Origin of the sequence: Pontibacter anaerobius, from assembly GCF_026241195.1 — a bacterium.
GTDB lineage: Bacteria > Bacteroidota > Bacteroidia > Cytophagales > Hymenobacteraceae > Pontibacter > Pontibacter anaerobius.
The window spans coordinates 104,368-116,739 of record NZ_JAPFQO010000007.1 but is presented as its reverse complement, the minus strand read 5'-3'; the positions used below and the strand labels follow the sequence as shown (position 1 = coordinate 116,739).

General features: G+C 52.7%; 11 protein-coding genes. 5 read left to right on the top strand and 6 right to left on the bottom strand.

Annotated elements, in window-relative coordinates:
• Positions 1-98 precede the first annotated feature (98 nt).
• The gene (recJ, locus tag OO017_RS11200) at positions 99-1,805 is read left to right on the top strand and encodes a single-stranded-DNA-specific exonuclease RecJ (RefSeq protein WP_266052779.1); all 1,707 of its coding nucleotides are present in this window, start codon (positions 99-101) and stop codon (positions 1,803-1,805) included.
• Between the two features lie 112 nt (positions 1,806-1,917).
• Here recJ and OO017_RS11195 read toward each other — a convergent pair whose 3' ends face one another.
• Both OO017_RS11195 and OO017_RS11190 read right to left on the bottom strand, forming a co-directional pair.
• Positions 1,918-2,130, bottom strand: a complete 213-nt coding sequence (locus tag OO017_RS11195) for a hypothetical protein (RefSeq protein ID WP_266052578.1) — start codon at positions 2,128-2,130, stop codon at positions 1,918-1,920.
• Positions 2,131-2,330: 200 nt separating this feature from the next.
• Complete coding sequence (locus OO017_RS11190; RefSeq protein WP_266052577.1) at positions 2,331-3,152, bottom strand: glycoside hydrolase family 25 protein; 822 nt, start codon at positions 3,150-3,152, stop codon at positions 2,331-2,333.
• 197 nt (positions 3,153-3,349) lie between these two features.
• Here OO017_RS11190 and lptB point away from each other — a divergent pair, with 197 nt between their 5' ends.
• Together lptB and OO017_RS11180 are read left to right on the top strand one after the other, a co-directional pair.
• Complete coding sequence (gene lptB / locus OO017_RS11185) at positions 3,350-4,081, top strand: LPS export ABC transporter ATP-binding protein (protein WP_266052576.1); 732 nt, start codon at positions 3,350-3,352, stop codon at positions 4,079-4,081.
• Between the two features lie 80 nt (positions 4,082-4,161).
• Complete coding sequence (locus tag OO017_RS11180; protein WP_500797068.1) at positions 4,162-5,679, top strand: GH3 auxin-responsive promoter family protein; 1,518 nt, start codon at positions 4,162-4,164, stop codon at positions 5,677-5,679.
• Between the two features lie 735 nt (positions 5,680-6,414).
• On the opposite strand, the gene OO017_RS11175 is transcribed toward OO017_RS11180, so the two are convergent.
• The 3 genes from OO017_RS11175 to gltX form a co-directional block, all read right to left on the bottom strand.
• Positions 6,415-7,182 (bottom strand): TIGR00266 family protein, encoded by a 768-nt coding sequence (locus OO017_RS11175; protein WP_266052574.1) that lies wholly within the window; start codon positions 7,180-7,182, stop codon positions 6,415-6,417.
• 126 nt (positions 7,183-7,308) lie between these two features.
• A complete protein-coding gene (locus OO017_RS11170; RefSeq protein WP_266052573.1) occupies positions 7,309-7,674 on the bottom strand; it encodes a hypothetical protein in 366 nt (121 codons plus the stop codon).
• Between the two features lie 133 nt (positions 7,675-7,807).
• A complete protein-coding gene (gene gltX / locus OO017_RS11165; RefSeq protein WP_266052572.1) occupies positions 7,808-9,349 on the bottom strand; it encodes a glutamate--tRNA ligase in 1,542 nt (513 codons plus the stop codon).
• A 190-nt stretch (positions 9,350-9,539) separates the two neighbouring features.
• On the opposite strand from gltX, the gene OO017_RS11160 reads away from it, so the two are divergent.
• Positions 9,540-10,559, top strand: coding sequence for a YihY/virulence factor BrkB family protein (locus OO017_RS11160; protein WP_266052571.1), 1,020 nt, complete (start codon positions 9,540-9,542; stop codon positions 10,557-10,559).
• Between the two features lie 610 nt (positions 10,560-11,169).
• On the opposite strand, the gene OO017_RS11155 is transcribed toward OO017_RS11160, so the two are convergent.
• Complete coding sequence (locus OO017_RS11155) at positions 11,170-11,550, bottom strand: RidA family protein (protein WP_266052570.1); 381 nt, start codon at positions 11,548-11,550, stop codon at positions 11,170-11,172.
• Positions 11,551-11,598: 48 nt separating this feature from the next.
• Between OO017_RS11155 and OO017_RS11150 the strand changes: the two genes are divergently transcribed.
• Entirely contained in the window at positions 11,599-12,276 is a 678-nt protein-coding gene (locus tag OO017_RS11150) for a 3-hydroxyacyl-CoA dehydrogenase family protein (protein WP_266052569.1), read from the top strand.
• Positions 12,277-12,372 lie beyond the last annotated feature (96 nt).

The window sequence follows — 12,372 nt, the reverse complement described above, 5'->3', positions numbered from 1 at the left end:
ACGAAAATAACCGCGAAGGTAAATGAGGCTCCTGCAGGTGCGGGTTAATTTAGCTACCTTTGCGCCACGACACAAGTATAGCGGCACAGTTAGAGTTTATGGAGAAAAGGTGGGTTATCAGCCAGGAGGCACCGGCAGAGGTAGTACAGCAACTTACAGAGGAGCTGAAAATCAGTGCTACCTTAGCTTCCATACTTTGCCAGCGCGGTATCTGCACCTTTGATGAGGCTAAACATTTTTTCCGCCCATCCCTGCTGGACCTCCACGACCCTTTCCTGATGAAGGACATGGACCGCGCCGTGAACCGCCTGAACGAGGCCCTGCACCGCAACGAGAAGATTCTGGTGTACGGCGACTACGACGTAGACGGAACCACCTCTGTGGCCCTCATGTATGGCTTCCTGCGCAACTATACTTCCAATATCGACTTCTACATCCCCGACAGGTATAAAGAAGGCTACGGTGTATCGAGCCAGGGCATTGAGTGGGCGGCGGAGCATAACTTCACGCTCATCATCAGCCTCGACTGTGGCATTAAGTCTGCGGATAAGGTGGCTTACGCATCCGAAAAAGGCATCGACTTCATCATCTGCGACCACCACCTGCCAGATGCGGATATTCCGAAGGCAGTGGCCGTGCTGGACCCGAAGCAGGTAGATTGCCCGTATCCATACAAAGAGCTTTCGGGTTGTGGCGTGGGCTTTAAGCTACTGCAGGCTTTTTGTATTCAGAATGATATTGAGCAGGAGGAAGTCTATAAACTGCTGGACCTGCTTGTGGTAAGTATAGCCGCCGATATTGTGCCCATTACCGGCGAGAACCGCATTCTGGCATACTTTGGACTGCAGCACCTGAACGGACCGCAGCCGATGCGGCCTGGTTTGGAAGCCCTTAAAGAGCTGGCGGATATCCGCAGCGAGATGGACATCACCAGCATTGTGTTTGGCTTTGCCCCGCGCATTAACGCTGCCGGCCGTATGGGCGATGCCAAGAACTCAGTACGGATGCTGCTGGCCCAGACCAAGGAAGAGGCCTTTAAAATGGCCGACATCATAAATGAGTCTAACAAAGCCCGCCGCGACAAGGACAGCAATATTACCAAAGAGGCGCTGCAGATGATAGAGCAGGATGATTTTCTGCGCTCGGCTAACTCGACAGTGCTTTTTAAGGAGACCTGGCATAAAGGTGTGATCGGGATTGTGGCCTCGCGCTGCATCGAGCATTACTACCGCCCTACCATTATACTTACCCAATCTAACGGCAAGGCTTCCGGCTCGGCCAGATCGGTGCATGGCTTTAACGTGCACAATGCCATTGAGAGCTGCTCAGACCTGCTGGAGCAGTTTGGCGGGCATATGTATGCGGCAGGCTTAACGCTGCCTGTGGAGAACGTACAGGCGTTTAGAGAGCGGTTTGAGGAAGTGGTGGCCAGTACCATTACCGCAGAGCAGAAGATCCCGCAGATCGAGATAGACGCGCCGCTTAACCTGAAGCAGATCACCCGTAACTTTTACAACATTGTGCGGCAGATGGAGCCATTCGGCCCCGGCAACATGCGCCCTGTGTTTGTGTCGGAGTGCGTGTATGATACCGGCAGCGTGCGTGTGGTGGGCGACTCACACCTGAAACTGCGCCTGACGCAGGACGGCTTCACCAGTATCGACGCGATCGGTTTCGGCCTCAGCGATTATTATGACAGGATCAGCAAAGGCATTCCGTTTGATGTATGTTATACAATTGAGGAAAACATCTTCCGGGGCGTCATTACGCTGCAGCTCCGCATCAAAGACATCCGCATAAAATAAAAAAGGCTCATGACCAGCTTTGAATGCTTTGCTTCTGGTTCATACGGGGGGTAACTACTCATTACTAGGAGTAGCGTGAAGTAATCAATAAGGAGGAGAAATTTCTGTTACACTATGTGATCAGCCTCATCAACACCTCTACTCCACCAATGAGGTATAAGGCTAGTGCAGAAAGTACAAGTGATATAGCCGCTGCGCCCCATTCAAGAGTTCTCCTGAATGTCCTTTCTTCAAGGCTTAAGTCGGAGAAGTCGTGGATATCCAACTTTTCTAGTTTCTTCTTTTGTTTTGTTTTAGTGAAGGGAGCGTTTTTCAGTTTCAACATCTATATATGGCTTTTCAAAGTCATACTTGAACCTAATAGATATAGTTTAATTTTAATATAAAAGTAGCCGTCACTTGGCTATACGGCTATAAATTACATGTAATAAATGCAGTAGGCTATACAAACGAGAAGGCTCCCGGTAAAGGAGCCTTCTCGTTTATTAAAAGTATAAATTCTTTAACTGAAGTATAAACCTATACTTACGGCAGTGGCTGCAGGTGCTTTAGCTGCGAAAGCGGGCTTTCGCGGTCGTAGCGGTTATGGGCCATGAACTCCGGCACACACAGCAGGTTCAGCTGCTCGAAGTCGCCGGCAAAGAAGTTAATGTCCACGGCTGAGTTAATGCCGGCAATAGAGCCGCGGTCGGTGAACTGCCAGAACATCCAGCTGTCGGTGTGGTGAATATCAGGCTTTACGTCGCTGTAGCGGGCAATCCAGAAGTGGTAATCGGGGAAGTAGCCCTTCAGGTAACGGCGGTAATAGTTCTGGCCGGTGTAGATGATCGGGCGCACACCGTAGTGTGCTGTTACCGCCTCCAGCCAGGTACGCACATCCTTGCGCAGTTGCTCAGGGGTAAGCTCCCTGTCCATCACCTCCAGGTCAAGCACAGGAGGCAGATCACCGGGTTCAATCGTTACCGTGCTTGTAAACAGCTCTACCTGTCTTGCTACCGGAATCTCAGGCTTATAGAAATGGTAGGCACCGCGCTTGATGCCATGGCGCTTCGTCTCCTCCCAATTGCGGGCAAAGAATGGATCCTGCTTGTAGTCTCCTTCCGTGGCCTTTATAAACGAGAAGGATACACCTGACTGACTTACCATATCCCAGTCTACTTCTTTCTGCCATCTCGAAACATCAATTCCCCTCACTACGGCAGCACTGTTGCTGCTATTGCTAGCAGAAGCGGCTTTAGGGTTATTGTTGTCGGTACCCGTGGCTGCTGCCACAGCTATGCTGCCGCAAACCAACAGGCCCGAGAAGGCAAGCCTCCGGCAGGCTGAAAGGAGTAAATGTAATGTCATAAAGTAAGGTTGTAGATTGTAAGCGTGTATCAAATTAAATATTAATCTTACATCAAACAATACCTGATAATAAGGATTATATAGTTTGTTGATTTTATTTTAATAGTAATCTTCTAATATATATAAAGTGTAATATGGAGCTTTGCTAACTGGCATGCACGTTGCAGGATGCCGGCTTTATGCGTAATTTAGCCACGATGATACTGAGAGCCGAACACCTGATAAAGAAGTATAAATCCCGCACCGTTGTAAATGATGTGAGCGTGGAGGTAAACCAAGGCGAAATTGTGGGGCTTTTAGGCCCGAACGGAGCCGGTAAGACTACCTCTTTCTACATGATCGTGGGCCTTGTAAAGCCAAACTCCGGAAGGATCTTCCTGGATGAGGAGGATATAACCGACCTGCCCATGTATAAGCGTGCCCAACGTGGCGTAGGTTACCTGGCGCAGGAGGCATCGGTTTTCCGGCAGCTGACGGTGGAGGAGAACATCCTGTCGGTGCTGGAGATGACGAATTTGCCGAAGCAGGCACAGCACGAGAAGGTGGAGGAACTGCTGGAGGAATTCTCGCTCACGCACGTGCGCAAGAACAAAGGCATTGTGCTGAGTGGCGGTGAGCGCCGCCGCACCGAAATTGCCCGTGCCTTGGCCGTAGACCCCAAGTTCGTGCTGCTGGATGAGCCCTTTGCCGGCGTAGACCCTATTGCCGTGGAGGAGATACAGAGCATCGTGGCCAAGCTCAAGAACAAGAACATCGGCATCCTCATCACCGACCACAACGTAAACGAGACCCTTTCCATTACCGACCGGGCTTACCTGCTGTTTGAGGGCAAGATACTGAAAGCAGGCACTGCCGAAGAACTGGCCGCCGACGAACAGGTGCGCCGGGTATACCTGGGCAAACACTTCGAATTAAAGAGAAAGATCTAGTCTTTAGTAGGTATATTACAAGGCTAATGTTTGCAAATGCAGTATAAGGAAAGGCTGTTTAACCCTTTAGCCAATTTACCTTGGAGATAATAAATTCAATTATTACGTGGGTGATGAAGAAGCGGATCCATGACATTGATCTGTTTCGTAAGTACCCGCATGAGGTGCAGTTGGAGCTGTTTCAGGACCTGATCAGCACGGCCAAGGGCACGGAGTGGGGTAAGAAGTATGGCTACAGTGATACACTGAGCGTACGTGAGTTCCAGGAGCGGGTGCCCATCAGTACCTACGAAGACCTGTACCCATACATTGAGCGGGTGATGAAGGGGGAGCAGAACCTGTTGTGGCCCTCCAAGATCGAGTGGTTCGCCAAATCATCGGGTACCACCAACGCCCGCAGCAAGTTCATACCCGTCAGCCCGGAGTCTTTGGAAGACTGCCACTACAAGGGCGGCAAGGATATGCTCTCCATCTACGTGAACCTGTACCCTGACACCAAGCTGTTCACCGGCAAAGGCCTCTCGATTGGCGGCAGCCATCACCCCAGCGAACTAAACGCCAATGTAAGCTGCGGCGACGTGTCGGCGGTGATCATGCAGAACCTGCCGATCTGGGCCGAGGCCATCCGTACCCCACCGCTCAAAATCGCCCTGATGGACAAGTGGGAGGAGAAGATAGAGAAGATGGTGGAGGTGACGGTGAAGGAGAACGTGACCAGCCTGAGCGGCGTGCCCACCTGGACCTACGTGTTGCTGAAGCGCATACTGGCTGAGACGGGCAAGAGCAATATCCTGGAAGTTTGGCCAAACCTGGAGCTTTTCACGCATGGGGCTGTGGCTTTTGGCCCGTACCGCCAGCTGTTCCGCGATATCATTCCGTCGGATAAGATGAACTACCTGGAAGTATACAATGCCTCGGAGGGCTTCTTCGGCATACAGGACCAGGCAGGCACCGAGGATGAAATGCTGCTGATGCTGGACTACGGCGTATATTATGAGTTCATCCCGATGGATCAGTTTGACGAGGAGCAGCCTACCACCCTGACGCTGGACCAGGTGGAGCTAGGGAAAAACTATGCCCTGGTGATCTCGACCAATGCCGGCCTGTGGCGCTACAAGATCGGGGATACAGTTCGCTTTACCAGCCTAAGCCCGTACCGTATCAAGATTTCTGGGCGTACTAAACACTTCATCAATGCCTTTGGCGAGGAAGTGATCGTGGAGAATGCCGAGGAGGCCATTACCAGCGCCTGCAGCGCTACCGGGGCTGTTATCTCTAACTTTACGGCAGCACCGGTTTACCTGGAGAGCGACAAGCGCGGTGGGCACGAGTGGCTGATCGAGTTTGAAAAAGAACCAAACGACCTGAAGCGCTTCACCCAAGTACTGGACGAGAAGCTGCGTGAGGTAAACTCCGACTACGATGCCAAACGCCAGAACGATATCGCCCTGCAGGCCCCGCTTGTACACTCCGCCCCGAAAGGCACGTTCCTGAACTGGCTCAGCCACAAAGGCAAACTGGGCGGCCAGAACAAAGTGCCGCGCCTCAGCAATACCCGCGTGTACCTGGAGGAGATCATGCAGGTGAATGGGCTGTAGAAAGGTTCCGGATAGGGGATGTCCGGCCCCTCCGCTGTTCCGGGCATCCTTATCCGCGTACCCATACTTGCCAGTTTATATTTTCTTTACCTCCCCTTCTGGCGCAAGTCTTCAGACTTGTGTCCTTTTAGGGTGTTGAGTTTGTAACTCAACTGGCTCGGAGAGCCATCGTTTATGCTTTGGCCATACGATATACCTGTCCATTCATACTTTCGCTGTTCCGGACATCTCTGTCCGGAACCTCTCTGCCGCGGACTCCTAGTCCGCATACTTTGTACTTCCCTAGCCGCTGCTTCCTACAATTTGAACCAAGCTATCCTTGCTAGCTGCTGCTGAGGCTCCCTCCAGCCCGGGAGGGCTCGTCTTTGGGCACCGCGCTGGGAGCTTTTCTTTGCTCGCTATCGCTTTGCAATCCCGCTCTCGCGGGACCGAAAAACTCCAAAGGCGCTCAACCCAAAGACTGGGATCAGTTTTCAATAGCCATTGCTATACCACTTGAACCGGACTCCCTCTCCTGTTTTGGGGGTAGGGGCCCTCGAGAAAAGGAGAGGGCTGGGGAGAGGTGAAATTCCCCTCCTCGGGAGGGGTTAGGGGTGGGTTTACACCTTCGCACAGACAGGTTGCTACCTGCCCGCACTACGACTCTAAGGCCGCATTACTGGAAAGTATAAAACAGTAGCCCCGGCAAGTATAAACCTGCCGGGGCTCTGTTGCTAAAGTATAAATCTGTGCTTTCTACTCCAGGAAACTACTCATAAAGCCACCTTCTTTATTCGCATTCTCGCCGCGCGGCATCAGCGCCTCGATCAGCTTCTTCACCGGCATGGATTGCAGCCACACACGGCCGGTGCCGCGCAAGGTGGCCAGAAACAGTCCCTCCCCGCCAAAGATCATCGACTTTAAGCCACCGGCGCGCTGCACACTGAAGTCTATACCTTCCTCAAAGGCCACCACGCAGCCCGTGTCTACACGTAGTGTCTCGTTGTTCAGCTGCTTCTCCACTATCGTACCGCCGGCGTGCACAAAGGCAAGGCCGTCTCCCTGCATTTTCTGAAGTATAAATCCCTCGCCGCCGAAGATGCCTGAGCCCAGGCGCTGGTTAAAGTGGATGCTGAGCTTGGTGCCCAAAGCCGCCGCCAGAAACGCATCTTTCTGCGTAATGAGTGTGCTGTTGCGGGTGGTGCTGAGGTCAATCGGGAGAATCGTGCCAGGGTATGGGGCTGAGAAGGCCACGCGGCTCTTGCCGTGGCCACGGTGCGTAAAGTGCGTCATAAACAGCGACTCGCCTGTAATCAAACGGCTGCCTGCCGATACCAGTTTCCCGAAAAAGCCCTGGCTGGGGTTAGAGCCGTCACCCATCTTTGTTTCGAAGTCGATGCCTTCCTCCATGTACACCATGGCGCCAGCCTCGGCTATTACCGTCTCGTTCGGGTCCAGCTCTATCTCCAGTACCTGAATGTCGTTACCAAAAATCTTGTAGTCGATTTCGTGTGAGTTTCTCATAGTTGTAGTCTTGGGTTAGTGATGGTTCTAAGATAGCTAAAAATTAAAAACAAAGGCAGAAGAGGGATCCTATGCACGGCCGCTTCCTCTTCTGCCTCTATGTACTTTATTGAATCGGAAGTAGCACTAATCCTCCTCATCCTCCTCCTCTTCGCCTTTTTTGCGGCGGCGGGTCTTAGGCAGGCTCTTGTCGTCCTCCTCGTCAGACACGGCGTTGGTGTTGCGCACAAAGTCCTCGTCTGTTTCCTCTGTCTCCTCGCTCTCCTCCACATGAAAAGCCTCCTCCTCCTCCCGCTTGGCCTTCTCGGCGGCATCGCGCTTCATCAGCTTCTTATCGTCCACGTTCTGGTTCAGGAACTCGTTTATCTTGTCGATGCTGTAGTTGGATATGATCTCGCCGTGCTCGTTCACCTTGATCTCAAACCCCTCCAGATCCTTGTGCACCCGTGATTTCTTTTTATCGCTTTTGCTCTCTTTTTTATTCTTAGCCATGGTGTTTCTCGTGTGGTTATACTTTGATGTATAAGCGAGGCAGGTGTAATTTGTTGCAGGACGGGGACAAGGGGCAATAAAAAAAGGCTAGCCACAGGGCCAGCCTCTCTTACGTAAGTATGGTTTTTATACTTTATGCGGATGTGTAACTACTCAGCTTGCTGATGGCGGTTTCGATGCGCTGGATGGTCTCCTCGCGGCCGATCACCTCGATGATCTCCATCAGGTCCGGGCCTGCCTCAGCGCCGGTTACGGCCAGGCGCAGCGCCTGCATCACCTGTCCGATCTTCATGCCGTGGCGATCCAGAACAGACAGCAGCAGCTCTTTAACCGCGGCAGCGTTAAAGTCCGGCAGCGATGGCAGCTCGTTCTTGAAATCCTCGAAAACGGCTACCGATTGGCTGTTCCACTTCTTGGAAGCCACTTTTTCGCTATACTCCTCCGGAGCCACAAAGAAGTACTTGGCCTCCTGCCAGAAATCCTGCGGAAACGATACGCGCTCCTTCATCAGCCCAGCGATTTTCTCGGCTTTCTCCGGTGTGGTGGTAAGGCTGTGCTCCTCCAGGGCCTTGATCAGGTAGCCTGCTAGCTCGCTGTCTGGCTTAGCGCGCAGGTACTGCTCGTTAAACCAGCGGGCCTTCTGAATATCAAAGCGGGTACCGGACTTACCGATACGCTCCACGGTAAACTCGTTTGCCAATTCTTCCATCGAGAATATCTCCTGGCTGGTGCCCGGGTTCCAGCCCAGGAAAGCCAGGAAGTTCACGAAAGCCTCCGGCAGGTAGCCGCTCTCACGGTAGCCTGAGGATACCTCGCCTGTGTTCGGGTCCTGCCAGCGAAGCGGGAATACCGGGAAGCCCAGCTTATCGCCGTCGCGCTTGCTCAGCTTGCCGTTTCCGTCCGGCTTCAGGAGCAGGGGCAGGTGGGCAAACTCCGGCATGGTGTCTTCCCAGCCCAGGTAGCGGTACAGCAGCACGTGCAGCGGCGCAGACGGCAACCACTCCTCGCCACGGATCACGTGCGTGATCTTCATCAGGTGGTCGTCCACGATGTTGGCCAGGTGGTAGGTCGGCATGCCGTCCGATTTCATGAGTACTTTATCATCCACAGAAGAAGAGTGCACCATTACCCAACCGCGTATCAGGTCCTTCAGGCGGATCTCCTCTTTGCGCGGCACTTTCAGGCGGATTACATACGGCTCACCGCTCTCCAGTTTCTGCTTCACCTCATCCTCTGGCAGGGTGAGGGAGTTCTTCATGGTCATGCGGGTGATGGCGTTGTACTGCGGCGTGGCCACTTTGGCGGCCTTCAGGCGCTCACGCATTTCCTCCAACTCCTCGGCCGTATCAAACGCGTAATAAGCATGGCCAGCGTCAATCAGCTGCTGGGCATATTGCATGTACATCGGCTTGCGCTCCGACTGGCGGTAAGGTGCGTAGGGGCCACCTTTCCAGGGGCTCTCGTCCAGCTCAATGCCGCACCACTCCAACGACTCGCGGATGTAATCCTCGGCACCCGGCACAAAGCGATTCTGGTCGGTATCCTCGATGCGCAGGATCATTTTGCCGCCGGTTTTGCGGGCCAGCAGGTAGTTGTAAAGGGCAGTGCGCACACCACCGATATGGAGAGGCCCGGTTGGGCTTGGGGCAAAGCGTACTCTAACTTCTCTTTCCATGTATGGTTGTCTGATTCAGATCGTTCAAATTTGCTGCAAAGGTACAAAATAAAGTATCGTTTCGGTAACGGTAAAATGCTGCGCGCGTTGCAAAACACAAACTATAGCGGTGCCTGGCAGGCTTTAGGCCTACATAGTATAAACATAATGGGCCGATTGCGTATCAGCAAGTAAGAAAAAGCCGCACAGAATGGTAAAGAAGCGCGCATGGTTGATCTGGGGACTTTTAAAGGAAGCCTCCCTCGAATTTATTGATAATAACTCCTTCCAAAAGGGAGCAGCCCTGGCATACTACACCATTTTTGCGCTGCCGCCCATGCTCATCATTATCATCAGCGCCGCCGGTTATTTTTTCGGCGAGCAGGCGGTGTCAGGTGAGATTTACTACCGCATAAAAGAGCTGATCGGTACGGAAGGGGCCTACTCGGTGCAGAAGATGGTGGAGAACGTAAATGAGTTTGGGGCCTTTAACCTGGCGGCGATCGTGGGTGCTTTCGCTCTTTTTATAGCCGCAACGGGTGTTTTCATCTCCTTGCAAGACTCTCTGAATGAGATATGGCATGTAAAGCCGGTGCCCAAGCGCGGCTACGTAAAGCTGGTGCTGGACCGTATCCTCTCCTTCGGCATGATCCTGACCATTGCCATTGTGCTGCTGCTCTCGCTGCTGGCCAATACCATACTTGTGGCCATCGGCGACTTTCTGACGGCGCGTTTCTCAGGCTGGATTGTGTATGTGCTGCACGTGGGCAATTTTGTATCGGCTTTTCTGCTAATGTCGTTCCTGTTTGCCTGCATCTATAAGTTTCTGCCGGATGCCAAGATAAAGTGGCGCGACGTGGGTGTGGGCGCGTTGGTAACTTCGCTGCTGTTCGTGCTATTCCGGGGCCTGATCGGTTTTTACCTGGGCAAGAACGATGTGGGGTCGGTGTATGGTGCGGCGGGTTCGGTGGTGGTTATACTTACCTGGGTGTTTTTCACCTCGCAGATCATCTTTTTCGGGGCAGTGTTCACGTTTGTTTACTCGCGCAAGTATGGCCACAACATATACCCGGCAGAGTACGCCGTGCGAGTGATACGGCAGGAGGTAGAGGTAGGCAACTCGGCAGTGAACGCAGAGCCCGGTAAGCACGAGCGCGAAGTATACGGTGAGCCGGAGGAGGAGCAGGAGCCGACTAGCGACACGGATGCCGCCAAAGGAGCGAATATTTAGAGGGGAGGAGTTTTAGGTTTTTACTTAGCCGCCGCTTCCTTTAACTTGAAGCAAGCTATTCTTTCTAGCTAACGCTTATCCTTAGTCTTACATACCTAAAGTTTCATCTCTGGCTTTGGCTCCCTCCAGCCCGGGAGGGCTCGTCTTCCCGCATCGCGCTGGGAGCTTTTCTTTGCTCGCTATCGCTTTGCAATCCCTTCGGGACCGAAAAACTCCAAAGGCGCTCAACCCAAGGACTGGGAACAGATTCGATAGCCAAAGCTGACGGAGCTTCAGATCAATTCCCCTCCTCGGAGGGGCCAGGGGTGGGTTAACACTTTTGCTGATGACATCCATCCCTAACGATGAAACTTACACTTCAACATCAGTAACTACAGGCTCCCCTCCTTAGTCAAGGAGGGGCAGGGGTGGTTGGATAATCGTTTCCTGAGAATCCCCTCTCGGGAAGGGCCAGGGGTGGGTTCATCGTTCCCTGTTTCTAAATTTTGACTTCGGGAAGGGCTAGGGGATGACAACCGTCTGCTGAGTAGCTGGATAAAGTATAAAAACACAACAGGCCGGGGATGCCATACTTCCCCGGCCTGTGCTAAAGTACAACTTGCCTTAGTGGTTATTTTGTGGCGATGCAGGAGATCTCCACGTTCACATCCTTTGGCAGGCGGCTTACCTCCACGGTCTCGCGAGCGGGTGGGTTACTGGCGAAGTAGCTGCCGTATGTCTCGTTAATCTTACCGAAGTTGTTTAAGTCCTTCACGAAAATGGTGCACTTAAGTACGTTACTGAAGTCCATGCCAGCCTCGGCAAGTATGGCCTGCAGGTTCTGCATTACCTTGTGCGTTTCGTTCTCGATGCTGTCGTTTATCAGATTGCCGCTCTCCGCATCCAGCGCAATCTGTCCGGATACGTATAATGTTCCGTTTGCTAAAGTAGCCTGGCTGTATGGGCCGATAGGAGCAGGAGCCTTGGAAGAGTTGATGATCGTATGTGCCATAAAGGTTTGGTTTTAGTTTGTATCTTTACCATCAAAAGTACAGAAAATATGCACATTGTTGTTTTGTCTGGCCCGGAAATGGCCACCGAGTTCAAGCAAAAATTTCAGGAGGAGAGGGATGGTATCAGCTATACTTTCCTGCAAAGCCACAGCCCGGCAGATGAACAGCTGAAACCCTCAGACGTGGTGTTCGACTTCCTGCTGCACGAGCAGCCGGAGCGCCTGAGCCTATATGCACCGGGGCAGGTGGTGTTCTGCAACGCCCCTACGTTGCAGTTGGCCGCTCTGGCAAAAGAGTCTGGCCTGGAGCATCCCTGTGCTTTAATCGGCTTTAACGGACTGCCCACGCTCTTTAACCGACCTGTGCTGGAGGTAAGTCTGCTGGACAAGAGCTGTGAGGAGAAGCTCCAGGAAGTATGCCAGGCGTTGGGTACGGAGTACTTGTTGGTAGAGGATCGAGTAGGTATGGTGACGCCCCGCATTATCTGTATGATCATCAACGAGGCCTGTTACACGCTACAGGAGAAAACAGCAGGCATAAGCGACTTAGACCTAGGCATGAAACTCGGTACCAACTACCCGAAAGGACCTTTTGAATGGGCCAACCAGATCGGCGTGCAGCATGTGTACCGAGTGCTGCAGGCGGTATATGAAGATACCAGGGATGAGCGCTACAAGATTTGCCCGCTTCTGAAAACTAAGTATCTGAAAGGGGAGAGCTTTTAAAGTATAAGCTCCGTTGCTGCTAGCATCGCGCAGATCGATCGCAGCTTGTTCCTACGAAAGTGTTAACCCACCCCTGGCCACTCCGAGGAGGGCACT

Coding starts and splice junctions, on each gene's coding strand:
- recJ (WP_266052779.1), top strand. CDS start 99: ATGGAGAAAAGGTGGGTTATCAGCCAGGAGGCACCGGCAGAGGTAGTA.
- OO017_RS11195 (WP_266052578.1), bottom strand. CDS start 2,130: ATGTTGAAACTGAAAAACGCTCCCTTCACTAAAACAAAACAAAAGAAG.
- OO017_RS11190 (WP_266052577.1), bottom strand. CDS start 3,152: ATGACATTACATTTACTCCTTTCAGCCTGCCGGAGGCTTGCCTTCTCG.
- lptB (WP_266052576.1), top strand. CDS start 3,350: ATGATACTGAGAGCCGAACACCTGATAAAGAAGTATAAATCCCGCACC.
- OO017_RS11175 (WP_266052574.1), bottom strand. CDS start 7,182: ATGAGAAACTCACACGAAATCGACTACAAGATTTTTGGTAACGACATT.
- OO017_RS11170 (WP_266052573.1), bottom strand. CDS start 7,674: ATGGCTAAGAATAAAAAAGAGAGCAAAAGCGATAAAAAGAAATCACGG.
- gltX (WP_266052572.1), bottom strand. CDS start 9,349: ATGGAAAGAGAAGTTAGAGTACGCTTTGCCCCAAGCCCAACCGGGCCT.
- OO017_RS11160 (WP_266052571.1), top strand. CDS start 9,540: ATGGTAAAGAAGCGCGCATGGTTGATCTGGGGACTTTTAAAGGAAGCC.
- OO017_RS11155 (WP_266052570.1), bottom strand. CDS start 11,550: ATGGCACATACGATCATCAACTCTTCCAAGGCTCCTGCTCCTATCGGC.
- OO017_RS11150 (WP_266052569.1), top strand. CDS start 11,599: ATGCACATTGTTGTTTTGTCTGGCCCGGAAATGGCCACCGAGTTCAAG.